This window comes from Sphingobacterium sp. UME9, assembly GCF_014170215.1.
Classification (GTDB): Bacteria; Bacteroidota; Bacteroidia; order Sphingobacteriales; family Sphingobacteriaceae; genus Sphingobacterium; species Sphingobacterium paramultivorum.
The window spans coordinates 289,491-316,160 of the sequence record NZ_LZZP01000003.1; the positions used below are offsets into that span (position 1 = coordinate 289,491).

22 protein-coding genes are annotated in these 26,670 nt (G+C 40.8%); 16 read left to right on the plus strand and 6 right to left on the minus strand.

Annotated features, from left to right (window positions below; all coding sequences use genetic code 11):
* Nucleotides 1–2: 2 nt before the first annotated feature.
* The gene (locus A9970_RS02710; RefSeq protein WP_153845468.1) at nucleotides 3–1,124 is read left to right on the plus strand and encodes a VWA domain-containing protein; all 1,122 of its coding nucleotides are present in this window, start codon (nucleotides 3–5) and stop codon (nucleotides 1,122–1,124) included.
* Nucleotides 1,125–1,130: 6 nt separating this feature from the next.
* Nucleotides 1,131–2,597: a sigma 54-interacting transcriptional regulator gene (locus tag A9970_RS02715; protein WP_182981190.1), complete on the plus strand. Its 1,467-nt coding sequence runs from the start codon at nucleotides 1,131–1,133 to the stop codon at nucleotides 2,595–2,597.
* A 90-nt stretch (nucleotides 2,598–2,687) separates the two neighbouring features.
* Here A9970_RS02715 and A9970_RS02720 read toward each other — a convergent pair whose 3' ends face one another.
* On the minus strand, nucleotides 2,688–3,410 hold the full coding sequence (locus A9970_RS02720; protein ID WP_182981191.1) for a DUF3667 domain-containing protein: 723 nt from the start codon (nucleotides 3,408–3,410) through the stop codon (nucleotides 2,688–2,690).
* 314 nt (nucleotides 3,411–3,724) lie between these two features.
* Between A9970_RS02720 and A9970_RS02725 the strand changes: the two genes are divergently transcribed.
* The 14 genes from A9970_RS02725 (at nucleotide 3,725) to A9970_RS02790 (ending at nucleotide 19,870) form a co-directional block, all read left to right on the plus strand.
* Nucleotides 3,725–4,141 (plus strand): MarR family winged helix-turn-helix transcriptional regulator, encoded by a 417-nt coding sequence (locus tag A9970_RS02725; protein ID WP_182981192.1) that lies wholly within the window; start codon nucleotides 3,725–3,727, stop codon nucleotides 4,139–4,141.
* Between the two features lie 17 nt (nucleotides 4,142–4,158).
* Nucleotides 4,159–4,503 carry a GIY-YIG nuclease family protein gene (locus A9970_RS02730; RefSeq protein WP_182981193.1) on the plus strand — a complete coding sequence of 115 codons (345 nt, stop codon included), beginning with the start codon at nucleotides 4,159–4,161 and terminating at the stop codon, nucleotides 4,501–4,503.
* Nucleotides 4,481–4,930, plus strand: a complete 450-nt coding sequence (locus A9970_RS02735) for a hypothetical protein (RefSeq protein ID WP_220801502.1) — start codon at nucleotides 4,481–4,483, stop codon at nucleotides 4,928–4,930. The genes A9970_RS02730 and A9970_RS02735 overlap by 23 nt, the downstream gene beginning before the upstream one ends.
* 255 nt (nucleotides 4,931–5,185) lie before the next feature.
* Complete coding sequence (locus A9970_RS02740) at nucleotides 5,186–7,126, plus strand: family 43 glycosylhydrolase (protein ID WP_182981194.1); 1,941 nt, start codon at nucleotides 5,186–5,188, stop codon at nucleotides 7,124–7,126.
* Nucleotides 7,127–7,694: 568 nt separating this feature from the next.
* Entirely contained in the window at nucleotides 7,695–8,639 is a 945-nt protein-coding gene (locus tag A9970_RS02745; RefSeq protein WP_083663572.1) for an AraC family transcriptional regulator, read from the plus strand.
* Nucleotides 8,640–8,916: 277 nt separating this feature from the next.
* A complete protein-coding gene (locus A9970_RS02750) occupies nucleotides 8,917–10,056 on the plus strand; it encodes an efflux RND transporter periplasmic adaptor subunit (protein ID WP_182981195.1) in 1,140 nt (379 codons plus the stop codon).
* A gap of 14 nt (nucleotides 10,057–10,070) precedes the next feature.
* Nucleotides 10,071–13,211, plus strand: a complete 3,141-nt coding sequence (locus A9970_RS02755; protein ID WP_182981196.1) for an efflux RND transporter permease subunit — start codon at nucleotides 10,071–10,073, stop codon at nucleotides 13,209–13,211.
* A gap of 21 nt (nucleotides 13,212–13,232) precedes the next feature.
* Nucleotides 13,233–14,648, plus strand: a complete 1,416-nt coding sequence (locus A9970_RS02760) for an efflux transporter outer membrane subunit (protein ID WP_182981197.1) — start codon at nucleotides 13,233–13,235, stop codon at nucleotides 14,646–14,648.
* Between the two features lie 17 nt (nucleotides 14,649–14,665).
* Complete coding sequence (locus tag A9970_RS02765; protein ID WP_182981198.1) at nucleotides 14,666–14,950, plus strand: hypothetical protein; 285 nt, start codon at nucleotides 14,666–14,668, stop codon at nucleotides 14,948–14,950.
* The gene (locus A9970_RS02770) at nucleotides 14,947–15,210 is read left to right on the plus strand and encodes a hypothetical protein (protein WP_120334590.1); all 264 of its coding nucleotides are present in this window, start codon (nucleotides 14,947–14,949) and stop codon (nucleotides 15,208–15,210) included. The genes A9970_RS02765 and A9970_RS02770 overlap by 4 nt, the downstream gene beginning before the upstream one ends.
* Nucleotides 15,211–15,662: 452 nt before the next feature.
* On the plus strand, nucleotides 15,663–17,543 hold the full coding sequence (locus tag A9970_RS02775; RefSeq protein WP_182981199.1) for an MGH1-like glycoside hydrolase domain-containing protein: 1,881 nt from the start codon (nucleotides 15,663–15,665) through the stop codon (nucleotides 17,541–17,543).
* A gap of 144 nt (nucleotides 17,544–17,687) precedes the next feature.
* Nucleotides 17,688–18,542, plus strand: a complete 855-nt coding sequence (locus A9970_RS02780; RefSeq protein ID WP_182981200.1) for an AraC family transcriptional regulator — start codon at nucleotides 17,688–17,690, stop codon at nucleotides 18,540–18,542.
* A 260-nt stretch (nucleotides 18,543–18,802) separates the two neighbouring features.
* Nucleotides 18,803–19,318, plus strand: a complete 516-nt coding sequence (locus A9970_RS02785) for a hypothetical protein (RefSeq protein ID WP_182981201.1) — start codon at nucleotides 18,803–18,805, stop codon at nucleotides 19,316–19,318.
* A gap of 198 nt (nucleotides 19,319–19,516) precedes the next feature.
* On the plus strand, nucleotides 19,517–19,870 hold the full coding sequence (locus tag A9970_RS02790) for a YtxH domain-containing protein (RefSeq protein ID WP_075994736.1): 354 nt from the start codon (nucleotides 19,517–19,519) through the stop codon (nucleotides 19,868–19,870).
* Nucleotides 19,871–20,009: 139 nt separating this feature from the next.
* On the opposite strand, the gene A9970_RS02795 is transcribed toward A9970_RS02790, so the two are convergent.
* The 5 genes from A9970_RS02795 to A9970_RS02815 all read right to left on the minus strand — a co-directional run bounded on the left by A9970_RS02795 (nucleotide 20,010) and on the right by A9970_RS02815 (nucleotide 26,408).
* The gene (locus tag A9970_RS02795; RefSeq protein WP_182981202.1) at nucleotides 20,010–20,933 is read right to left on the minus strand and encodes an AraC family transcriptional regulator; all 924 of its coding nucleotides are present in this window, start codon (nucleotides 20,931–20,933) and stop codon (nucleotides 20,010–20,012) included.
* A gap of 9 nt (nucleotides 20,934–20,942) precedes the next feature.
* Entirely contained in the window at nucleotides 20,943–21,839 is an 897-nt protein-coding gene (locus A9970_RS02800; protein WP_182981203.1) for an SDR family oxidoreductase, read from the minus strand.
* Nucleotides 21,840–22,014: 175 nt separating this feature from the next.
* The gene (locus A9970_RS02805; protein ID WP_182981204.1) at nucleotides 22,015–23,820 is read right to left on the minus strand and encodes an ABC transporter ATP-binding protein; all 1,806 of its coding nucleotides are present in this window, start codon (nucleotides 23,818–23,820) and stop codon (nucleotides 22,015–22,017) included.
* The gene (locus A9970_RS02810; protein WP_182981205.1) at nucleotides 23,820–25,562 is read right to left on the minus strand and encodes an ABC transporter ATP-binding protein; all 1,743 of its coding nucleotides are present in this window, start codon (nucleotides 25,560–25,562) and stop codon (nucleotides 23,820–23,822) included. Before A9970_RS02810 ends, A9970_RS02805 begins: the two co-directional genes overlap by 1 nt.
* A gap of 24 nt (nucleotides 25,563–25,586) precedes the next feature.
* Complete coding sequence (locus A9970_RS02815) at nucleotides 25,587–26,408, minus strand: ATP/GTP-binding protein (protein ID WP_159728506.1); 822 nt, start codon at nucleotides 26,406–26,408, stop codon at nucleotides 25,587–25,589.
* Nucleotides 26,409–26,670: the final 262 nt, after the last annotated feature.

The window sequence follows — 26,670 nt, forward strand, 5'->3', positions numbered from 1 at the left end:
GCATGAAAAGCACGAAACGAAGTAAAGGTTTTCTCTTCAAACAATATGAAGAGCCGTTTCAAACGCCTTTTGATAAATTATTTGACATTTTCAAAGAACTGATTACCCATACCTCTGGTGATTTTGATGAAGCCATTGACTGGCTTAGGCAATTGGATAAAGAGTTCAAACTGACGACTCCAGCCTATACGATAGACGATTTCATTGCGGATCTGAAAGATAAAGGTTATATCAGAGAAAAAGTGGAGTTTGGTGGTGAAGGCGGCGTAGATATTACCTCAAAGCTGGAGAAAGCCTTGCGTCAGCATGCCTTGGACCAGATTTTTGGGAAAATGAGGAAAGGGAAATCAGGCAATCATAAAACCAATCACCAGGGACGGAGTGACGAAAATATGGGCGATTTCAGAAACTATCAGTACGGAGATGGCTTGGAGAAAATAGTTTTGACAGAGAGCTTGAAAAACGCGCAGATCAATCATGGGATAGGCGAGTTTGCCTTATCAGAAAATGATCTCGTCGTAGAAGATACACAGTTTAAGTCGCAGATGAGTACAGTGTTGATGATCGATATCAGCCACAGTATGATTTTATACGGCGAGGATCGGATTACTCCTGCAAAAAAAGTAGCGATGGCTTTATCAGAACTTATTTTGACCCGATATCCGAAAGACTCACTTGACGTCATTGTTTTCGGAAACGATGCATGGCCTATCGCAATAAAAGACTTGCCTTATTTGCAAGTTGGACCATTTCATACCAATACGGTCGCAGGCTTAAAGCTAGCGATGGACTTGCTAAGGCGAAAACGGCATGCGAATAAGCAAATATTTATGATAACCGATGGAAAACCGAGCTGTTTAAATATGCCGGACGGTACTTATTATAAAAATCCTATGGGTTTGGATCCTTTTATCACTAGCAAGTGCTATAGTATGGCTGCGCAAGCCCGAAAGCTGGGAATACCAATTACAACCTTTATGATTGCTTCGGATCCTTATCTACAGCAATTTGTCGATGAGTTTACAGCTTCAAATCAAGGGAAGGCTTATTACACAGGACTTGGGGATCTAGGTGAAATGATTTTTGAGGATTACGAAGAAAATCGAAAAAAAAGAATACGATAAGAATATATGGATTACACGAAGATTACAACATTTGGTGCATTAAAAACTTCGGGTTATAAACCTAAAACAATAAAAGAAGAATTGCGTCAGAATCTGATTACAAAAATAAAGGCGGCTGAAACCGTATTTAATGGAGTACATGGTTATGAAGATACCGTTATTCCAGAACTTGAAAGAGCAATTCTTTCCAAACACAACATTAATTTCTTGGGCCTTCGCGGTCAGGCGAAAACACGTCTAGCTAGGCTCATGGTCAACTTATTGGATGAATATGTGCCTGTGGTTCAAGGTTCAGAGATTAATGATGATCCGTTTAACCCTATATCGCGTTATGCGCTAGAACTTCTGCAGGAGAAAGGCGATGATACACCGATAAGTTGGCTTGGTAGAGGTGATCGTTTTGCGGAGAAACTGGCTACGCCAGATGTGACGGTCGCTGATTTGATTGGTGATGTAGATCCCATCAAAGCCGCAAATTTAAAACTGAGCTATGCAGACGATCGCGTGATTCACTTTGGTATGATTCCTCGGGCAAACCGTTCTATATTTGTCATTAATGAGCTGCCTGATCTTCAAGCTAGAATCCAGGTAGCCCTCTTCAATATATTGCAGGAGGGAGATATTCAGATCCGTGGTTTTAAGTTACGCTTACCGTTAGATGTACAATTTATATTTACTGCAAATCCGGAGGATTATACCAATAGAGGAAGTATTGTGACGCCACTGAAAGATCGCATAGGATCGCAGATACTCACACATTACCCTGCATCGGTTGAGATAGCAAAGGCAATTACAGCGCAGGAGGCGAACTTGGAAGCGGCCCAGAAGGAGCAGATATACGTTCCTGAGCTGGCTAGGGAACTGATTGAGCAGATAAGTTTTGAAGCACGAAATAGTGAATATGTTGATGAAAAGAGTGGCGTGAGTGCGCGTATGAGCATTACAGCATTTCAAAACTTATTAAGCACCGCTGAATTGCGCATGCTCAGAAGTGGGGCGCAAGCAACTGCAGTACGGCTGAGTGATTTTATGGGTATTGTGCCTGCGATAACCGGTAAAGTTGAGCTCGTTTATGAAGGCGAACAGGAAGGAGCGGGTATCGTCGCATTGCAGCTGATAGAAAACGCGATTAAAAACCTTTTTCCGATTTTATTCCCAAAAATTGAGAAACTGGAAAGAGAAAACGAACGTTATCCCTACGACGATATTGTTCGTTGGTTTTCAGAATCAGAGGGGATCGAATTATCTGATGAACTCAACGATTCAACCTATCAGCAGGTTTTGGATCAAGTGAAGCCTATACATGCTTTAATTCAGCAATACCAGCCGGAAACGAAGCCCGAAGATCTCCATTTTCTGACCGAATTTGTATTATGGGGACTTACGCTCAACAATAAATTAAGTAAATATAGGTTGGGGACTGGCCTTCAGTTTCAAGATAACTTTCAGGGATATCTGAGAAATAATCTGTAACAGGCAACTAGTAATATGATGGGTAAGTGTACAGCGTAAACTTACCCATCTGGTTTTTAATTAGGTCTCACAAGGAAAAAGGGTGGATAACTATCTTTTCATTAAAATTAAGTCTATCGATAGGCCAATAATAACGACGACGACAGTAAATGACAGATACCCTAAAATATAAACTGCGAGCGCTTTTAAATAACTGGGTATTTTGTAGGGATCGAAAAATTGTCCAATAGCCCAGACGCTATATAACATAGCGACGATGCTAGCTTGCACCATAACGCTTGTATGTGTTACACCTTCTACTAATGCAAAAATAGTATAGATCAACATCGTCATTCCTAAAATAAAACACAGCAGGATGACAATTTCAAAAAGATTAAAACCGTATTTATTAAAAAATAATTTAGCCCAGAAAGCGATAAACAATCCTATCATGATATTGGCGTAACCATAGTGGTCCTGGATCCAGAGGTATATCGAACCCGTGGTAGAATGCTGGGATTCGTAATAACTCACATATTTGTCGTTTACATGAAAAAAATGGCTTACTATAGAGTATATCAGTGAGGTGATGATGATAAAAATAATGGGTTTTACCAGGCGGCTTCGGTTCTCGGCAATATATTTTTTTACATTTTTTCCCGGCGTGGTAATAAGTTCACGAATCGTATATAAGATTCCGCGCTCGAAATGAAGAACATGTTCAATTTCGTGGACGATATAATGCGCATCAATTCTTTTAAGGACCGCTGGCTGCCCACATTTCGGACAGAAATTCAGTGTTATATCAGTCCCACAGTTTTTGCAATTTGTCATGTTTATACTATGCTATAGGTAATAAATTTGTTAATATTCGAGGATTCTATCCTTATCATGTTATGTAGATCGTTGGCTTTTGCTCCTTATCGATTAGAATTTGTCCAAAAATATTATAGATTATGTCAATCAATGCTACACCTAAGTGTAGTTTTATACAAACCTCCTTCTCCCGCGAAGAAAATAGAATTAATGAGCTTTAGTGTAATCACCCCGTTCGCAGAATCTTTTGTTTATTTTGTTCAACCATTTAAGTAAAACTATTATATTTGCAAAATACTTGATTACTCAAGTATTTTGCAAATAATAATAATATGACCGCAATTAATACGATTCTTAACATTATAAAAGTTCAATCTGTCATCACCAAAAAGTTTGATGGGTTGAGCTTGCATGGACTAAGTCTGACAGACTTTATGATCCTACATATTTTAAGTCAGGCTTCCGGGAACCGGTTACGGCGAATTGATCTGGCTGAAAGTACCGGTTTAACGGCCTCAGGGATTACACGGATTATTTCACCTATGGAAAAGATGGGGCTTGTTGTAAAAGAACACAATGATAGAGATGCCCGGGTCAGCTATGTGAAGCTTACAGCAGCTGGTGATCGAATTTTTAAAGAGGCTACTGTTACAGCTGAGCACATCGCCAATAAGCTATTGGACGGAATGGCCGTAACAGATCTCCTTGTTTTTGCTGCGCAATTGAAATCATTGGGTGGTGATTTATAATTTTAATTTAAAAGCACATGAACAAAATAGATAAAAAACAATTGAAAGTCGAATTCCTGGAAAGTAAACCATTGATGGGAGTTTTAACAATTTACAATAGGGCCGAAAATAAAATATATATCGCTGATAGCATGAATTTAACGGCTCTTTCTAACAGAATCAGATTTATGTTAAACATGGGGCAATTTGACGACAAAAACTTGCAGGCGGATTGGAACCGATTGGGTGAGGGAAATTTCCTGTTTGAAAATGCAGTTATTATTCCATTTGAAAACGACAAAATCATTGATTATAAAAAAGTCGTACTTCACGCCGCAACTGAGTTGAAAAGTAAAGTGAGTGAAACAACAAGTATCTATTGATATGACAGGAAAGACGTATTTGTATCCCGGTTATGAAGCCGGAAGGAATCTGGCATTGAAAAATATCCAAGGTCCTATTGTAAATCTCAATTTAATTCAGTTGAGGAAAATCGCGGACTATACTAATTTTCCGGAGATTGCACCAATCAAAGAAATTTCGGGATACGATGCTTTTATGAATTATATAAAGCTAGCCAAACCTTTTGTGGAAGAAAGCGGCGGTGAGCTACTTTTTGTTGGGCATGGTGACCGGTTTCTGATAGGACCCGATCAGGAACAGTGGGATATCTGTATGCTGATTAAACAGAAAAGTGTGTCCGATTTTTTTTCATTTGAACAAAACCCAGCTTATATGAAGATTATAGGGCATCGGATTGCAGCTATCTCGGATTCAAGACTTTTACCCTTGGAAAATGTCCCTTTTTAAACGATACTTATCATAAAAAATACCGCCTATTTGAATAATAAATGTATATTTGACATTAATAAAAGTGAGCCTCGTATCGTATTCTTCTACAGCTTCGTGGAAAAGTGTTTTTGAGCAAATTTAAATTCGTGTTGAATATCCTTTCGAGATCAAGATAATTTGGAATTTGTGCATTAAACAATCCATGGTTAAGTTTTAATAAAGAAGGTTTGCTTGACAAATGAACATTTAGAGAAACCTAAAAATTGATCAGACATGAAACTAAAACAAATGGGGGTATTGAGTATTGCATTAATGAGTTTTACCAATGCCATAGCGCAAAAAATATACAATGCAGATAAGGCGGCGGGTTATCTTTTTGCTTATTTTGAGGGTTCGGGGGATAAAAATACACAAGAGCAATTGCGATTTGCAGTCAGTCAGGATGCACAAAACTGGGTTGCATTAAATAACAATAAACCTATTTTGTCATCCGCGGATATATCCCAAACGGGAGGGATTCGTGATCCGCACATCCTTAGGGGAGAGGACAAAAAGTCATTTTATATGGTCGCAACTGATATGTTTACTGCCAAGAATGGTTGGGGAAGTAATCCTGGTATTATTCTGATGCGATCTGATAACCTGACGGATTGGAAACACAATACTGTTGATCTGGCAAAATTATACCCTAAAAAATTTAAAAACGTAAAATGGGTATGGGCACCACAGACGATCTATGATCCAGTTGCGAAAAAATACCTTGTGTATTTTACGGTGAAATCATGTGAGAACGATAAACTTGATTTTTATGCAGCCTATGCGAACAAAGATTTTAGCGGATTTGAAAGGGAACCTACCTTATTGTTCAGTCCAAAATTTGGCGGTATTGATGGCGACATCGTCTATAAAGATGGGTTATACCATTTTTTCTTTAAGGGCAATACAAAAGATGGTGCGGGCAAAGAAGTGAAAAATGGGATTCAGCAGGCGACAAGTAAATCCCTAAAAGGACCATGGAAAGAAGACTTCCGGTATCTCGATGCCTATGCAGACACTTCTGTTGTTGTCGAAGGATCGAGTCTTTTTAAGTTGAACGGAACAGACGATTATATCTTGATGTATGATCTGTATGCGAATGGAAGATATGAATTTCAGCGCACAGATGATCTCTTTAATTTCTCCTCGAAACCTGAGGCTTTGCGTAAAAATTTTAACCCGCGACATGGAAGTGTGATTTCAATTAGCAAGGAAGAGTCTCGTCTTCTGAATAGTAAATGGGGTGGTGTACCCGGTGAATTACTATCTCCAGAGGATGTGGATGACAGGTATCGTTTTACCGCAAAGGGAAATCCGATTATTAAGCATCATTTTACGGCTGATCCAGCAGCAATGGTCAAGGGGGATACACTTTGGTTGTATGCAGGCCATGATTTTGCAGGTGGTCAGCAAGGCTATAAGATGAAAGACTGGATTGTTTATTCTACAACGGATTTAAAAAATTGGACGGAATATCCAGTGTCTTTGAGAATAAGTGATTTTACCTGGGCAAAAAGCGGCGATGCATTTGCGGGACACGTTACCGAACGTAATGGAAAATATTACTGGTACATCAGCTCTAATTGGTCCGGAATAGGTGTTGCTGTCGCAGATAGACCCGAAGGTCCCTTTAGAGATGCATTGGGGAAACCGTTATTGACCAATAAGGACTGTTTTGCTTCTTCCCATTCTTGGGCCTGTATCGACCCGGCTGTTTTTATTGATGACGATGGCCAAGCCTGGATTTTCTGGGGTAACCGTGAGTGCTACTACGCAAAGCTCAAGGAAAATATGGTTGAGATTGATGGCGAAGTAAAGCAATTGAATTTTGAAGGACTGGCTTTTACGGAAGCACCGTGGGTTCACAAGCACAATGGAAAATATTATTTGAGTTATGCCACGGAATTTCCGGAGAAGATCGCTTATGCCATGGCCGATAAGATCGCAGGTCCCTATGTGTATAAAGGGATTCTGAATGAAATAGCAGGCAATAGCAATACGAACCATCAAGCAATTGTCCCTTTTAAAAACCAATGGTATTTCATTTACCATAATGGGGGGATTAACCCAGATGGAGGCAGTTTTAGCCGTTCGATATGCATAGATACCCTAAATTATCGTGCAGACGGTACAATCCATAAAATTGAAATGACAACGGAAGGAACTACCGGGGACTAAAGTATGAAAAAGCCGGCGAGCAAGCTAAAGTGGCTGCCGTAGAAGGTTGGGTGGAGACCGATTTAATAGATTAAAAATGTGGAACGACAACATCGTTCCACAAAATGTTTTTCAGTGTAGTATTGTAGGATTCTTTTTACAGTATTCTTATCGAATCAATTCAGAAATTTAAAATGATGAGATAGGCATCTCCATTCATTTCAGCAATTACTTCTCTTGAGTCAAGTTTACTTATGAGACAAATGTAACTTAGAATAACAGTAGAAAGAATATGAAAAAGATACTTTTTTATGTGAAAATGGGAATATTTGGTTTTTTGCAAAAAAAAATATCATCCTCTTTCATAATATTTTAGGCTCAAGCCTGGAATATCGAAAAATTTATCCAGGAAAAATCTTCACAAGACCGGCCGAAAAAGTAGCTTATATAGGGTGCCCTTAAGGTCATCTGAAAGAAATATTTCTTTTTTAACTTAAAAAAAGAGCAGCCTATTGGTTAATTTAGCTCCGCTATTTTCCTCTTTCACTTATCCCGTTTCAATAATGTAATCTGGTCTATTACGAATCAAATGGGATCTCTAATTTATTGGTATAAGCATCTTATGGGGACAAAATTTGTTGATCTAAAAACCGTAACGTTAATGCAGTTAAGTAATGCATTAGGGACCTCCTTGTTTCCGGTAAAAAACAACCATTATTTAGTCGCCGAGGAAGATGCGGCAAATTTTTCGCTGTACCTTGATTTCTATTACCGTTCAGAATATTATGCGCTGATTTTGATCAAACGGGGGACCGTTGAGTTTAGTGTTGGCGCGCGGAAATTCGTAGCCTCAGCTGGAGATGTTTTATTCTGCGGTCCTATGGAAGCTTTTGTAATCCACACCATATCACCGGATATGCAGATGAAAAGTATTTATTTTACACAGAAATTGATCGAGGAGGCAGGCTTCAATTATAAAACCAACGATATTCTGAAAAGTTTCTCCAGTACGCCGTTTTATATCTTATCAAAACAGGAAAAGATCTTCTTTAGAATCGACTACCATATCACCCAGCTCGGGTTCCTGAATGTTAGTCGCGACCGGATTGACTATTCCAACGATATGATATGGCACCATTTTTCACTGTTGATGTATGAAGTGCAGAATTTTAACAGGTATCTTGAACAGCAAAGTCATATTTCCCCTCGACTTGAAGCAATTACAGCAGATTTCTTTAATCTGGTCAATGAGCACTACGTTAACAATCACGATGTACAATTCTATGCCGATAAGCTGGCAATCAGCAGAAAGTATTTAACTAAGGTGCTGAATACAACCTTGACCAAAAGCCCCAAGGAGATTATCAATAATGTGCTGCTTATCGAGGCGAAGGTACTGTTGAAAAATAATAAGTTCAGCGTTAAAGATGTCGCCGTGAAGCTTTCATTCGCAGATCAAGCTACGTTCAGCAAATTCTTTAAAAAACTGACGGGCAAAAATCCGAGCTGCTATAAAGTAAGTGCAGAGTTTTAAATTCATGCACTTAATATTAATTAATAAGATTTATTATTTCCCTGTTGTTTTCTTGCTGTTTTCTAATTATTAATGCTCGCTTTCATTTTATAAAAAATTAAAAATGTCATTTTAGTGTCTTTAATGGTCGATATTGTAAGAATTTTTTAGCGCGTTCGGAAATTCAGATGTTTCACTGTTGTCTTTTTGACAAGAAATGGAGTCTTAACGTTAAGTTATATAGTTTTAATTTTCAGTAATTTTGTAAACACTGAATAAATAAAGCAATAATATACTTATGAAGCGAAATTTCGTTGTTAAATCATCGACACTCTATCTTGTGCCCCTGCTGTTCATGTCATGCAGCAATCGACCTGGTGAAGGTGGGTATCCAGGGGGACCGACGGAGGTCAACTTTGCTGCTGTTAAAACTGGCGATGCAGAGGTGAAAAATGAATATACCTGTGCCATTGAAGGCCGCTCAAATATTGAGATTAGGCCACAAGTGACCGGTTACCTGAGTAAAATTTATATGGATGAGGGGGCTTATGTAAAAGCTGGACAGCCACTTTTTAAGGTGGAAGACCGCTTATATCGAGAACAGCTAAACAATGCGAAAGCCTCTTTACAGTCTGCCTCAGCAAGTCTGATAACTGCCAAGATAGAACTGGAACGAAAAACAGAACTTGTTCGCAATAAAATTGTGTCAGAACTGCAAGTGCAGGAAGCAAATGCGGCCTATCTTGGAGCCAAAGCAGCCGTGGCACAAGCTGAATCTGCCATTCAATCGGCACAGATCAACATTGACTTTGCGTTGATTAAAGCACCTGTCAGTGGTTATGTGGGGAGGTTTAATTATCGTTTAGGAAGTTTATTGTCCCCAACAAATCAACAGGCCCTGACCGTAATTTCGGATAATCAACAGGTCTATGCTTACTTCAGCCTCAGTGAAAATGATTTTGTGGCCTTCCAAAATCAGCATCCGGGAAATTCGATCGCAGAGAAGCTAAAGGGTACAAGCCCAGTTACTTTATTGCTATCGGATGGTCGTCCTTATGATTTGAAAGGGAAAATTGATGCCGTAGAAGGGCAGTTTAATAAATCAACAGGTTCAATAACCCTACGGGCTAAATTTGATAATCCGAAGGATATCCTGCGCAGCGGAAATACCGGCAAAGTGCTTTTGGAGCGAAATATCATGCAGGTTCCATTATTACCAATTGCCTCCACAGTAACCTATCAAGACAAAATTTTTGTCTATACGGCAGACAAAGACGGAAAAGTAGTGCAATTGCCTATCGCGGTCTCTGGCAAGTCCGGCGATAACTTTATCCTATCCAGTGGGCTGAAAGCAGGGGATAGGTACATTGCTCAAGGTTTTGAACGTTTACAGGCAGGAATGCCAGTCGTCGAAAAGTCCCCGATTGAACACAAATAAACTAGTCGATTTTCATGTTAAAACAAATTATAAAACGTCCCGTATTGGCGACGGTGATCTCCGTATTGCTTGTTATCTTGGGGTGTGTGGGAATGCTGAGCCTTCCCATTACCAAATTTCCTGACATTGCACCACCGACAGTGACTGTAACAGCTGTTTATCCCGGTGCAAATGCTGAAACGATCGGCCGCTCTGTGGCGCCACCATTGGAAAATGCGATCAATGGGGTTGAAAATATGGATTACATAAGCTCTGTGGCCAGTAATGATGGTACGCTGACCATTACTGTGATTTTTAAATTGGGTACAGATCCGGATCAGGCGGCCATCAATGTGCAAAATAGGGTTTCCCAGGTGACCAACCAGCTACCAGCAGAAGTTATACAGAGTGGTATAACGACCATTAAGAGACAGAATAGCATGATTGCAATGGTAACGCTGACCAGCGAGGATGGTAGCATGGACGATCTATTTCTGGAAAACTATACTAAAATCAATATTGTACCCGAATTAAAACGTATCAAGGGCGTTGGAGATGCCATGGTCTATGGAAACAAAGACTACTCGATGCGGATATGGTTAGATCCAGATAAACTAAATGCCTACAATTTGACTCCAAACGATGTTTCGGCAGCGATACAGGCGCAAAATTTAGAGGCTGCTCCGGGGCGGTTTGGCGAACAGTCTACCGAGGTGAAAGAATATGTCATGCGGTATAAAGGGAAGTTTACGGAGCCGGAGCAATATGAGAACATCATTGTGAAAGCACAGCATGATGGTTCAGTTCTTCGGCTTAAGGACCTAGCGCGGGTTGAATTTGCTGCCTACAGTTACACTGTACAGTCCAACTACAATACAAAGCCCTCGGTCACCATGGCGATATTTCAGATGAGTGGTTCAAATGCTAATGAGGTTCAGATCGCCTTGCAAAATCGGATGGAAGAACTTTCAAAATCTTTTCCGGGCAAAATGGAGTATAAAATTCCGTATGCCACGAAAGAGTCCTTGGATCAGTCTATCAAGCAGGTGATAAAGACACTAATTGAGGCGTTTATTCTGGTCTTTATCGTTGTCTTTATTTTTTTACAGGATTTTCGTTCGACATTGATTCCTGCAATCGCTGTTCCGGTATCCATTGTGGGGACATTTTTCTTTATGCATATTTTTGGGTTCTCCATCAATATTCTGACACTGTTTGCTTTGGTGCTGGCCATTGGTATTGTGGTCGATGATGCTATTGTCGTTGTCGAGGCTGTGCATGCGAAGATGGAACGCCGCAAGCTGGGGCCCAAGGCAGCTACGGTATCCGCTATGGGAGAAATCTCCGGAGCAATTGTATCGATTACCTTGGTGATGTCGGCTGTGTTTATTCCGGTCGCCTTTATGGAGGGATCAACGGGGTTATTTTATAAACAGTTCGCATTGACCCTGGCGATCGCCATTGTTATTTCAGCAGTGAATGCATTGACGCTTAGTCCAGCTTTGTGTGCCTTGTTGCTTAAGGGCCATGACGGTCACGCCCAGGAGAAACTGAACTTTAAACAGCGTTTCTTTACCGCTTTCAATGCTGGTTTCGATAAACTGACTTACCGCTATGGCAAATCAGTACTCTTTCTGATCAAGAAAAAGTGGATTGGCATAGGAATATTGCTCGCCTTTGCAGGTCTGTTTGCCTGGTTTTCTTTGCGGACACCAAAGGGTTTTATACCTGATGAAGACCAGTCTTTTATTATCGTGACGGCCAATCTGGCTGCTGGTACATCCAAGGATCGTACGACCAAACTGATGTCCGATACAGAACATAAGCTCGTTGCACATCCCGCTGTTCGGGAGGTTATTTCGGTGAATGGTCTGAGCTTATTCTCCGGTGCAATGTCTTCCGCAGCCGGTACATTTTTTATTCGGTTAAAAGATGTAAAAGAACGGGGAGAAGTTAAGGATTTGGGCGCTGTCATGGGGCAATTGCAGGGCATGCTTTCGGGAGATAAACGGGCGAATTTTCTGGTGCTGAATACCCCAACGGTAGAGGGGTTCGGTAATTCTAGTGGCATGGAGCTCGTTTTACAGGACCGTACCAATGCGTCTTTACAAAACTTGGGAAATATCTCCTACGGCATGATGGGAGCATTAATGCAGCGACCGGAGATTGCCGTTGCTTTTACGACTTTTGATGTCTCTTATCCACAATATGAAGTGGTGGTAGACGAAGCAAAAGCTGCACAGCTTGGTTTAGCTGTACGCGATGTTCTTCAGGTGATGCAAGGCTATTACGGAAGTATTCAGGCTTCGGATTTCAATCGCTTTGGGAAGTATTACAGAGTGCTTGTGCAGGCAACACCTGATACACGTGTGGATGAAAAGTCGCTGAATAGCATCTTTGTCAAAAATGCCAACCAAGAGATGGTTCCCGTCAATACGGTGGTGACGCTAATGGCCATTACAGGGCCAGAGGTGGTGGAGCGTTTTAATCTGTTTAACGCTTCCAATCTGACCGTTATGCCGGCTCCCGGATTTAGTACTGGACAAGCTATGCAAGCCATTAAGGAAGTTGGTCAACAGGTGCTGCCTCCAGGTTATACGTATGATTATAAAGGAATGAGCCGAGAAGAAAGTACGTCGACCGCACAGTCCACCATCATTTTCGTTCTGTGCATCGTGTTTGTTTACTTTCTGTTATCTGCACAGTATGAAAGTTATATCCTCCCATTTGCCGTATTGCTTTCAATTCCCGTTGGACTGTCGGGCGTATTCCTTGGAATAGGCTTTGCTGGAATTGCGAATAATATCTATGTGCAGATCGCTATGGTGATGCTGATTGGTCTGTTGGCTAAAAATGGAATCCTGATTGTAGAGTTCGCCTCACAACGACGTCAGGCGGGCAAAAGTTTGGTGGCAGCGGCGGTGGAAGGAGCAAAGGCTCGTTTTCGCCCGATCTTGATGACTTCACTTGCCTTTATGACAGGGATTGTACCCTTGATATTTGTGACGGGACCATCAGCCATGGGGAATCATTCCATTGGTTATGCAGCAATCTTCGGTATGTTGGTTGGTACCTGCTTGGGTTTGTTCTTGACTCCTTTGCTTTTTGTTGTCTTCCAATTCTTCCAGGAAAAAATGAGTGGTAAAGTGAAGGATGACACCGAATGGGAATTTTAAAAATTAGTGTGAATGTATACAATGAAACATATAAAATTGATGCCCCTTGCTGCCTTGCTTTCGATTGTTCTGCTAGATTCATGTGCGGTGCAGCAAGCTAAAAAAACGGATCTGGCACTGCCGGAATCTTTTGACAATAACTTTGTTCCGGCAGATAGCAGTGTGGCTAAAATGACTTATAGGGATTTTTTCAAGGATCCCGTGCTTGTCGAATTAATAGATTTGGGTATAGCCAAAAACAATGATCTTCAGGTCGCGATAAAGCAGATTGCTATTGCTTCCGAGGGGTTTAAGCAGTCGAAATGGGTTTATGCCCCGGTTGTGAATGCCAGTTTGGCAAATGCCAGTATTAATAGGCCATCCAATAATAGTATGAACGGCATGATGGCGTCCCAGTTTATGGGACAGCATTATACGACCGATTACACCAGTGCGGTCAATATTTCTTGGGAACTGGATATCTGGGGCAAGCTCAAAGCTCAGAAGCAGGATGCCGTTATCGAGCTGTTAAAAACGAAGGAGGCAGCCAATGCGGTAAAAACTAGACTGGTCGCGGAGATTGTGCAGGCTTACTATAATCTCCTCATGCTCGATAAGCAACTTGCCATAACGAAGGAAAATTTATCTTTTGCCGACAGTACTTGGCAGATATTAGTGAAACAACAGCATCTCGGGATGACAACGGCCTTGGCCGTACAGCAGCAGTTTTTGGTGAAAGAGCAGGTATCCAAGCGGATACCGGATATTGAAGGCGCAATTGCGATACAGGAAAATGCGCTAAATGTACTTGTGGGAAATTATCCGCGGCGCATTGAAAGGGAAAAAGGCCTGGATGAAGTTTATGTACCCAATCAGCTTGCTGCGGGTATTCCCGCTGCATTGTTGAGCTTTAGACCTGATGTGCGTTCGAAAGAACTGGATCTTCGAAAGAGTTATCTCGGAGTTCACATTGCGCGGGTGAGCATGTATCCGGGATTGAACATCACAGCGCAGGGTGGCCTTAACTCTTTTAAAGCAAGTAATTGGTTTACTATTCCTGGTGCGCTTTTTGGAACTGCGGCGGGTGCGATTACGCAGCCAATATTTAATGGTCGCCAACTAAAGACAAAATATGAACAATCCAAAATCATGGCAGAACAGGCTGAAATCCAGTTTAAACAAGCTGTACTCTTGGGTGTAGCCGAGGTTTCCGACGCATTGGTGAAAATTCAAAAATTGGATGAACAGCGTTTAATTGCTGCGGATGTTATCAAACAGTCTCGGGAAATTGTTGACAAGTCACTGCTGCTTTATAAATATAATGAAGGTACTTATCTGGAAGTGATTATTGCACAAACGAACAGACTACAGGCAGAAATTGATCTAGCAACAGTCCAAGCTCAAAAACTTAATAGCATAGCCATGCTGTATCGCTCTTTGGGCGGAGGCTGGTTATAAAATGAACGCTTGATAGGATGAAAAAGACTATTTGTATTTTGATAAATCCAAGCACCAGACCACCGGAGCTTACGATAAGACATGAGTTTATTGGAAAATATCAGGAGTTTGTGCTCGTCGATGCAAATTTGGATTTTTTAGATCATCTGGCACTTCAACTTGAAAATATGGACAAATCAGTCATGATCATCGATCGGCTAGATGAACTTTATCGGTATGTCTGCCATAGCAGGGCAGACATACAGGATTCAATCGAATTTAGGTTTTTTTTAATTAAAGAGAATAATAAAAAAATAAGATGAGCCATTTTGTACATACATTTTCGATCAGTAGTACGGTACTGACGAAGAAGAAAGAAGTTTTGGATTACCTGAACCTAAGGGTTCCCGGAATTTTATTTACTGCGATTTATCTGGACGATCATTTAACTTATTTGTTCGTGAAGACTAAAGGCAGGGTCAGCGATTTGATTCTACTCCTTCTTGTGCAAAAAGGAATCGTGACCCAGCTACTCAATTCAGACGTTTCCAACGGAAATGTCGATATTCCGATCATCGTCTGATCAAAATATTACCCTTAATTTCATGGAAAGCCCGACAACTTGTCGGCCTTTCTTTGCGCAGATGCGCTCCATTTTTATGCTTGTACAACCCAATTCATTGCTTATGGCTGGATTGCTGCTAAAGACTTTTTAAGGGGGCAGATTTACATGTATTGTTATCTATTTTGAACGATAAAGTACGAGCTCAAATTGGTACAATATGATACATTGTATCAATTTTCCGCCGATTTGTTCCACCATGCTGAATTGTCATAAAAATTCTGTTGATTAGGCCTTTGTTTGTTATAGCTTTGGATTAGATCTTGTGTTTAACTTCATCAAGAATTGCCCTGTAGAAAATTACTGCGATGAAAGCCGATCAATCTCCTGTTGATTCCTTCGGATGGACGTTAATGCTAATTTTTTAAGTTATAGCAGATCAACTATAAATTCGCTCTATTCCATATAACCACATGAAAAGACAACATCGCTCCGTTTTTCTAAAATCTATTGTTTTAAGCAGCACAGCCTTTTTGGTTCTAGGTGTTCTTTTTTCCTGTTCGAGTAATCGAGGATTTTCGGGTAAGCAGGAGTCGATATATCGCCATGAACTTGATCGTTTAAAGGAAGTGGCAAAAAATAACCTAACAGACAATATAAAGGAGTTCAATGCTTACGAGCACCGGCCAAAATCGGACGGTGCTTTTGACGAATCCAACAACAAAGAATTCTTGGTCAATAACATTCCGTATTTTGAGAGTTCCAACGATACCCTAAGTCGCGTGTATAATTATCGTTGGTGGATGATCAGCAAGCATCTTCGGGATTATTACGATCCATATGATTCAAAGAAATATTGGGTTATAACAGAATTTTTCGGGTATCCCGCCTGGGGATCCTTGAGTGGAGCGATTACCTGCCCAACAGCGCATCAGTTTTACGATGTACGTTGGCTTCGTGATCCAAAATATCTTCGATCTTATGCCGAATATTTTATGCTTGGATCAGCTTCCAAAATAAATCAACGGGAAAACGGTAATTTTTTGACCCATCTGAGCAGGCCCGAAAGTGTTCATTTTTCCAGCTGGATGGTCGATGGTATTGAATCATTTTTAAAAATTCATCCCGATCAGGCCTGGACGCAAAAGATGCTTCCCGCAATGGAGGCCCATCAGCATCTTTTGGATAGCCTATTCACTGTAAAAAATCCAAATGCGAAGACCGACGGCATGTACAAAATTCTGGATCTGTACGATGGTATGGAATTCAGCCTTTCGGCGGTACTTGGCTTAATTGAAAGTAAAGGACCTTATGCTATTTATACCGATAGTACATGGAGAGATCTTTATTTAGGTTGGGGGACGACAGACAAGGCTGCAAATACGACTGCAGCGAAGGACTTTCCATTAGCCTTTACCAAAGGTTATCCTGATTTTTATTTGGTACGCCCATCCGTTGGAAGTTATTCCTTTGGAAATAACAACGCATTGTACAATCTCTATAGACTGGAACAGCAACAACATCCTTCGATTAAGAATAAGGCGAAAGCAGATTACTATAAGGTCAGAAGTCAGGAAATACAGCAGAAATTTCTCAGGACGCTTTGGAATTCAGATGATGGATTTTTTAATACCTTGACAGCAGGTGACAACATCTATGGTGTTCGGGATTACGAAGCGCGGGTGCGGGAATCCGTTGGTTATACCCCCTGGTATTTCAATATGATACCGCGTGAGAATAATAAAAAGTATGAGGTAGCCTGGGCGATGTTTACGTCTGAAAAAGGTTTCAATAACCACAAAGGAATGACCACGGCCGAAAGGCAACATCCCTATTACAATGAACAAGCTTACGCCTGGAACGGCAGAGGATGGCCTTTTCAAAACTCGGTCGTCTATAAGGCATACAGCAACTATTTGAGAAATTATAAAAATCAAATCACTGCGCAGGACAGAGAGATCCTCTACGAACAAATTATGAAGCTTACCAGACTTCACGGTTATACCCACCCAAATATCGGTGAATGGTATATACCAAGTGATGGCGAGCAATTTGGTGGACAGAATGATTATTTTCATTCAACCTATCCTGACATGATCATAGCAGATCTCATTGGCTTTAAGGCTACCCATCACAACAGCTTTCAACTTCAGCCGCTGATACCTGCGGGCAAAATGGATTATTTTTACCTCGGAAACTTAGACTATCATGGGAAAACGATCGACATTGTCTGGAAAGAAGACTGGGATCAAAACAAACCAGGAAAACAGCCAATGTTATGCATTTGGGTAGATCATGTTTTAAAGGCAAGCTGCAAGAATCTTGGTGTCAAAATAGACGTAAATTTAGACTAATATCAACAGGCGTTTAACCAATTTAAAATACATCGATTGGATGAATCTATTTTAACGGAAATTTAGAAAATAAGACTCTATTGCACAACCGTCATTTTAATTATACGGAACTCAATCGTTAAATTTGTGAAATTGAGCGGCACAATGGTAAATGATTACAAGAAATATGAACTATTTGGAAGACCGATGATGCAAAAAATTGCATTGAAGGCACCATTTACATTCGAATTTCCAGTAGCGGAACAGGCTTGCTTCCTCTATGTGCTGGAAGGGGAGATGCAATACCAAGCAAATGACGAAGAGCTAACTATTTCGAAGCATTATTCCTTATTGCTGAATTGTATTAATTCTGGAAAGCGAATCCACGATGTGAATCCAACGCAAGATTGTCAGCTGTTAATCGTCACTTTTTATCCAGATACCTTGAAGAAAGTTTACGATAGAGAGTTACCCTCGTTGCTGCTTGAACCCGAAAATATCATTTCAAACCAATCAAAAGAAAAAATTGACAATGATTTCCTGATCCAGAAATATGTGGAAGGCTTGCTGTTCTATTTTGAAAATCCTTCATTGGTCAATGAAGATATACTGGTGCTCAAATTAAAAGAAATTATATTGCTCCTGTCCCAAACGAGAAACGCGTCGGTCATACGGGTGATATTATCACAGCTTTTTTCTTCAAGTACCTATTCGTTTAAACAGATCATTGAAGCCAATCTCTTTTCCCAATTGACCATTGAGCAGCTTGCGGAACAGAATAATCTGAGTGTTTCTTCATTTAAAAGAGAGTTTGCCAAATTATATCATGATACACCTGCCAGCTACATCAAAAATAAGAAGCTCGAAAAGGCGGCAGAGCTCCTTTTGGTTTCCAATCAGCGTGTTTCCGAAATTGCCTTTAACTGTGGATTTAACGACCTCGCAACATTTACAAAGAATTTTAGTGACAAATACCACATATCGCCAACAAATTATCGTCGACAGCTTAAAAGCAACTAAAAACCAATGGTCATTTGTATATGGTATTCCATTTTTATCGAGGGGACCAAGTTTTCTCCAATAAGATTGTAGTCCTGTTATTTGAACTAAAATATCAAATCTTTGAACGAAATCAAAAAACCATTTTTCTTATTCTATTGCAACTTTGTAGTGTTCCATTAAAGGGTTGTTATTCCATGGATTGTGCCGTGAAAGCCTGACAACGACCTTACATTACAGGAACATTTTTTTGAAAATTATCAACGTTAAAAATAGAAAAAATGAATTTATCAGGTTTAGGAGTTTTCCACACAGTTATTGGTCTTACAGCACTTTTAGGCGCTGTATTAGGATTTATCAGCTATGGCAAGATCAATCTTAAAGTATTATCGGGGAAGTTATATTTTTATGCGACAGTCATCACTTCTCTTACGGCATTAGGAATTTCGAAACAGGGCGGCTTCAATGCCGGGCATGTTTTTTCACTCTTCATCTTGGTTCTTGTGGCGGTGGCTTATTGGCTGCACGCAACAAAGAAAAGTAGTACGAAGGCTCGGTATTTTGAGAATTTTCTATGGTCATTCAGTTTTTTCTTGTCGCTGGTGCCCACCGTTAATGAGACCTTTACCAGAGTTCCAATCGGACACCCCTTGGCAAAGGATATAAATGATCCAATTATTGGACAGACCCTTCTTGTCCTTTTTGTGCTTTTTATTATTGCAGCCGTTTTTCAATACTTCAAACAAAAGAAAATCAACACTAAATTGGGGGCAGAACTAAAAAGTCGTGTCCAGTAGAGCTATTTGATCCAGGCCGTTCCTGAATGCTCATCTTTAGTGTCTTTCGGTTCATGTGATGCCGCAATCTAGTTTGTTGTACATTATTTAAAATATGACAAACTAATCTTTTGCTTTTATTGTTAGAATTTGTAAGAGTTTAACAACATAATCATTTTGAAATATATGCTTAATTACGATTGTTTAAAAAAATTAAAGATGTGCGGCGGAAAAAATAATTCAACGGGATTACTGCTGGCAATGGTGGCGGGAGCGGCACTTGGTACATTGGTAGGGGTATTGGTGGCACCGAATAGTGGAAGAAAAACGCGAAAGAAAATCAAGGCAAAGACAAGGGATCTCAAAGAGCAGGCAAAACATACATACGAAGAAGTAGCCGATAAAGTGAAAGAAGAGTATGATCATGTGTCATCCTCAATTAGCGAGACAGTAGGCCATGTGGCTGATAAGGTCTCTGATGAATTTGATAAGTATAAAGGTCAAATAAGTGCTAAGACTGCCGAAGAGACAAAAGCGATTAAGGATGCAGTTAAAGATCAAAAAGAAAAATAACTTTTGATTCAAACAGCAGAACTGGCAATAGACATTGTGCGGTCTGCTGTTTCTTTTTTGATCTTCACCTCTTAAATTATAATGTCCATGACCAGATGGATCATTTCTCCCATATCCAATGGTCATTCGATGGTTTTCGTTAGTGAAATCCGGCTCGAAATTCCAGAGGCGAAAGTTTGGTTTTTGTTTTAAACAATTTGCTGAATGACTGTGAATGTTCAAAGCCTAATTCATAGGCGATTTGACTAACAGAAAGTGCCGTTGTTGACAATTTCTCCTTTGCTTTTTCAATCAGTTTTTCGTGAATATGCTGTTGGGTACTTTTCCCCGTTAGTACTTTAAGCAAACTGCTGAGATACTTAGAGGAAATATTTAAGCTATCTGCGATATATTGAACGGATGGAAGACCCTTTGAGATCAAACCATCTGCAGAAAAATAAGCATTCAGCAGTTCTTCCAGGCGATTTAAAACCTGATGATTGGCTTTCTCTCGCGTCAGGAATTGTCGGTTGTAAAAACGCTCCGAATAATTCAGTAATGTTTCGAGGTTTGATACAATAATGTTCTTGCTGAATTTGTCCATATTTGCTCGATATTCCTGTTGGATATTTCCAATAATATCGTTTAGTGTTTTCTCTTCACTTTCTGAAAGAAATAAAGCTTCATTTGCCGAATAATCGAAGAATTCATGCTCTTTAATGGTTTTCGCCAATGTGGTATTCCATAAAAAGTCCGGATGAATAAGCAACATCCATCCGCTTCGGTTTACGTTGGAAACAGCATCATTTTCTTCCAGTTTCAGCAATTGATTGGGCGACATAAAGCCGAGTACACCGTTGTCAAAATCAAAGAGCTGCTGCCCATAGCGCATTTTGCCTGTGATGCCTCTTTTATTGGAAATGACATAAAAATCAAACAATAAGGCCGAAGCATCATCCAAAGGAGAACGTTTCATCTTTGAATAGTCCACAACACTCAGCAATGGATGCTCAGGCTGTGGTAAACCTCTTAATTGATGAAATTCACTGATCGTTTTTATACGCTGTGTTCGACTTTGTGGCATATAACAAATTTATAAATAATTCTGATGAACATCTTCCAATAAACCGATATGCGTAGGCGACCAATCTAATTGCTGCTGTGTCTCAAAACTTGTCGCCGGGCTATCGAAGGTGATGAAATGGCTCAGCCATTGGAAATGTTTGACAATATCTTCACCCCGTAATGAAGTAACAGGCAAATGTAATTTCGTGCCGATCAGTTCAGCAATTGCACTGATTTTAATGCCAGTTTCACCAATAGCGTTGTACAATGCCCCAATTTCGGCTTTCTCGGCCGCCTTGCAGAAAACTTTTGCAGCGTCCAAGCGATGAACTGCTGGCCAACGGTTGTCCCCATTTAAGGGATAGACCGAAACACCATGATTGCGCGCAAATTGGATCAGACTTGATGTGAAGCCTGCCATAAAGCCAAGATCACTGCTGCCGTGAACAGAGGGTGGTAAGCGAACCACTGAAGCATGGACACCTTTTGCTGCCAGGGCCATTGCCGAAGGTTCTGAACCTCTCGGTGAATTTAGGAGTGTACTTTCCTCTGTGACGAACCCGTTGATAAGTGGTAGACCCAAGGTTCCAGCTGTAACGACAAGCGGTTTTTGTGTACCGAGCAGCACTTCGCCCATGGCATTGATCGCATTGATATCAATTTCGGCAGCTTTTGCATATTCATTTGCAAACATCAGATCGTGGGAAAACCCCGTATGGATGACGGCGTCGGCGTTTGAAGCGGCTTGTTTTAATATATCCAAGTGTTGAAGATCGCCACGGATTACCTTAGCACCCAAATTGGCGATTATCTCTGCTGATTTTTCTGAGCGTGCTAAACCAGTTACTTGATGTCCCGCATCGATCATTTCTTGAACGACTGCTGAACCTATGAAGCCCGAAGCTCCAGTTATAAATACTTTCATAATCTTTTTTTCTTGAGACAAAGTTCTGTGTAAAGTTGCCCGCAGATGTATCCAAATGTCAGAATGTTGTAGCCATCTTTCAGAAAATCGATGAACTTGTATTTCGTAAGCTGCAGTATTTTTCAAAACAAGGCTTCTGTCATGAAAGGAGTATCGTATTAAAACCTCGAAATGATCAGTCAAACTGTCCCATATACAAACGATAATATTTACCTTTTTGCTTTAAGAGTTCTGCATGCGAACCGAACTCGGCGATTCTCCCTTTTTCGATCAGACAGATTACGTCGGCATTCCTTATGGTCGAGAGTCTATGGGCAATGACGAAGCTTGTTTTGTCTTGCATTAACCGGTCAATACCTTCCTGAATAGCAATTTCAGTGCGTGTATCGATTGAGCTGGTCGCCTCATCCAATATTAAGATTGGCGTATTGGCCACAGTTGCCCGGGCGATGTTAATTAACTGCCGCTGTCCCTGACTCAGATTGGCCCCGTCATTGGTCAATTCGGTTTTATACCCTTGTGGCAGTTGCATGATAAAGCTATCTGCGGCAGCAAGCTTTGCTGCCGCTATCACTTCATCATCTGTTGCGGTGAGCCTGCCATAACGGATGTTTTCCATGACCGTATCGGTAAACAAATGGGTGTCCTGAAATACAATAGACAGTTTTTTACGCAGTTCATTGCGATCCAACTTAAAAATCGATGTCTTGTCTAAAAGAATATCCCCGGATAGCAAAGGGTAGAAGCGAGGTAGCAAATTGATAATTGTCGACTTGCCGGCGCCGGTCTCACCCACGAAAGCGATCTTTTGTCCTGGTCTTACGTCGATGTCAATATCAAATAAAACCTGTTTTTCGGGTACATAGCCAAAATTTACATGCGATAGTGTCACTTGGCCCTGAATCGGGGCCGGCATTGGCAATGAATCTATCGTTTCACTTTCAGGAGCAGTGTCAATAACAGCAAAAATACGTTCTGCGCCCGCAAGAGCTGCCTGTAAGCTGTTGTATTGGCTGGAAATCTCGTTTACAGGCCGTCCAAATTGCCGTGCATACTGTAAAAATGCAGTTAACCCCCCTAAATCAAATCCACGTGTGATCACTAGAATACCACCTGCGATGGTAGTCAGCGCGTAGTTAATGGTGCTCATATTCGCCATCAAAGGCATCATCATTCCGGAATAAAACTGGGCCTTTGTTGCTTTTTCTCGCAGTACCTGATTAAGCTGCTCAAATTGTTCGATGGCGGCGTTTTCGTGGCCAAAAACCTTCACTACCTTTTGCCCGCTGATCATTTCCTCCACATAGCCATTGGCATTGCCGAGCGCAGCTTGGTTGGCGGCAAAAAAACTCTTGCTCTTGTTGATGATCAGTTTCGCCAGATATAACATCAGCGGAATCATGATTAATGCAATAATCGATAGGATAGGGCTGATATACAGCATGAGGGCGAGTGTCCCCAACAAAGTAATTGAGCTGATTAAAAGCTGTGTGATACTATTATTCAGGGCATCGCTTACTGTATCCATGTCATTGGTGAAGCGACTCATCAGATCGCCATGCTGATGGGTATCGTAAAATTGCAAAGGGAGGTACTGCATGCGGTCGAACAGATCATTTCGGAGGTTAGAAATCGTTTTCTGTGCCACTTTTATGGTCAGTCGGTATTGCAACATGTTGAAAATTCCTGTAGCGATATAAATTCCGATCATGACCAGGGAAATTTGTCCTAGACCAACAATATCTTTTTTGAGGACATAATTGTTGATCGCAGGCCGTAAAAGGTAGTTGCCTGCCAGTGTCCCCGCAGTTCCCAGCAAAAGTGAAATTAAAATCAGCAGGAGCATCAGCCGTTGCGAAGAAAGGTAGCGCATCAATCGCCATAAAGCTTTAAATCCCTGTTGAGGCTTTTCATTTTTAATGCGTCTTGAACTACCGGGGCCAGGTAAACTCACGGGAATGGATTTGTTTGAGGTACTCATTAGGCTTCTTCTTTTTGCAGGTGTTGTGACTGATAAATTTCCTGATAGCTGGTATTTGTTTGCAGAAGTACATCGTGTGATCCAGAACCGACAATGCGGCCTTCTTCCATGACCAATATTTGGTCGGCATGCATGACGCTCGAAATACGCTGCGCGATAATCAATAGTGTGGTGTTCTGCAGATAATTTTTTAAACCTTCACGTATTTTTCGATCGGTATCGATGTCCACAGCACTTGTACTGTCGTCCATAATCAAGATTTTAGGTTTCTTCAATAAAGCCCTGGCAATACATATGCGTTGTTTTTGTCCTCCTGAAACATTGACGCCTCCTTGTCCCAGTAGTGTCTGATAGCCGCTGGGAAAGGAGCGTATAAAATCGTCTGCACAGGCAATCCTAGCAGCGGCATAAATATCCTCTTCTGTTGCCTGCTCATTTCCCCATTTGAGATTTTCTAAAATCGTTCCTGAAAAAAGTTGGTTCTGCTGCAACACAATCGCAATCTGGCTGCGCAGTTCCTGTAGTTGGTAATTTCTGACATCGATGCCATCTACTAAAACAGCACCTTCAGACACATCATATAGTCGTGGAATTAATTGTACCAAAGTGCTCTTTCCCGAACCTGTGCCACCTATGATTGCTAGGGTAGTCGCAGGCTTTACTTCGAAGCTAATATTGTCAAGGTTGGGTTTTTCACTTTGTGTGTTGTAACGGAAAGTGACTTGCTTAAATGCGATCCGTCCCGTTGTAATGGCGTATCTATTTTGGAGGCCTTCCGCAGTATCCGTTAAGGAGGGTTGTTTCTCTAAAACTTCTTCAATTCTATCGCCAGAAGCGATTGCCCTTGAAATCATCATGAAAGTCAATGAAAGCAGCATCAAAGAAATAAGGATTTGCGTGATATAACTTAGAAATGACATCAATCCTCCCAGCGCAAGCGTTCCGGTCATTACTTTCTGTCCGCCAAACCAAGTCACGGCAACAAGCGACAAACCCATCACCAATTGCATGACAGGCATGATAAGGACAACGATGCTCGAAGCTTTGGTGGCAACATCCATCAGATCGAAATTCACTTTGTCGAATTTCTTTTTCTCAAAATCCTGTCGTACAAAAGCTTTTACCACCCGCACATTGAGCAGATTTTCCTGCACAACACTATTGACACGGTCAACTGCCTGCTGCATCTTGATAAAAAAGGGGAGTCCTTTGCGTAATAAAATAAAAATACTTAAGGCCAATATAGGCAATGCAATGGCCATCACGATGGACAGATCCTTATTAATAGAAACTGCAAAGATAATGGCAAAAACCATCATAAGGGGTGCTCTTAGAAGCATACGCAAGCACATCATCATGACTTGCTGCATCATATTGGTGTCGTTGGTGAGCCGTGTTGTAAGCGAGGCCGAACTGAAATAATCGGTATCCGCAAAAGCAAAGGATTGTATTTTTCGAAACAAGGCCGTTCGGAGATTCGTCGCAAAACCCACCGACGCGTGTGCAGAGTAATAGATGTTGCATAAATTGGCAACGATAGCAACGATGGCTAATCCGATCATGGCCAATCCAATTTTCAAAATGTAGTTGATATCTTTATGCAAGATTCCGTCGTCGACAATGATAGACATCAGACGGGGTTGTACAATCTCGCAAAATACATCGATCACAACGAAAAAAGGAATAATCAAAAAAGCCTTTCTAAATGACTTGGTATAAGGGGTAAACGTGGAAAGCTTCATCTGCCTGTATATCCATTAAATCATCTAGTCCAGTTTGTAAGCCTGAACGCTGTTACTCCTAACGGTAGGCACATACAGCATACCTGAAGATTTGTCGTATCCGATATCGGCAGCGTTTATCTTTTTGTCACGTGTGTCAAGTAATACAGCATTGGAGCCGTCAGGTTTGACATGGTAGATCAGTCCTTGCCAGCCAGAAACTACAAATTCGTTGGGTTTAATTTGTACGACACCGTCCAATCCGCCTTCCATACCTTTCGATATTACGGTAGTTTTTTTATCCTGATCTATCTTAACAAGCGCGCCATCCGATAGCACATACAAGTCTTTGCCGACAGCCAGCAACCCATTTGCACCTTTTAGGTTTTCTGCATACAGCATAGGAGAGTCGTTTTCAATGCGATAGATTTTTCCAAGTCGCGTATCACTTACATAAACGATACCCTTTGAGTCAACAGTAATGTCATTGAGCAGCTCAGCACCATCGATGGTAATTCTTTTGACGATGCTTGCTTTATCTATATCGATGACGGCAATGGATTTAGAGAATGCTTCAGCCGCGTAGAGCCGGTTTTTGTGGATTCCTATACCCAAAACAGCATTGAGTCCTGTAACCCAATCTCTTTTGATAAATTTTCCGTCCATATCCAGTTTACTGATGAATGCTGTAGTATTAGGTTCGAAGGCGATCGTATTTGAAACATAGAGTACTTTGTTTTTGGCATCTACCCAAACGGACTCTGGAGATCTTAGGGTGGTGTCCGATTGCCATTGAGGCGTTAAAGACTTCTGTCCAAATAGGACTTGTACAAACATGATAAGGGTTAATGTTAACGTAATTTTCATAGAAAATCGGATTGAGATTTATATTAGTTTAATTTATTCGAATTAAATAACGATTACCCAAGGGAACTTTGGTCTTCCGCTAAAGAAGAAATAGTTGTAGTCAAGAAAAAAATGGACCATTGAGTTCATTTAATATACAGAATTTAGATCGTATTGTTTTCTTTTTTCGAAAGAAAACCTCTTCGGATCGCTCAGATCAATTACTTCTTTATAAATAAACTGGTGCAGCATTTATTTTCAATATACAGCAAAATTACTGTAC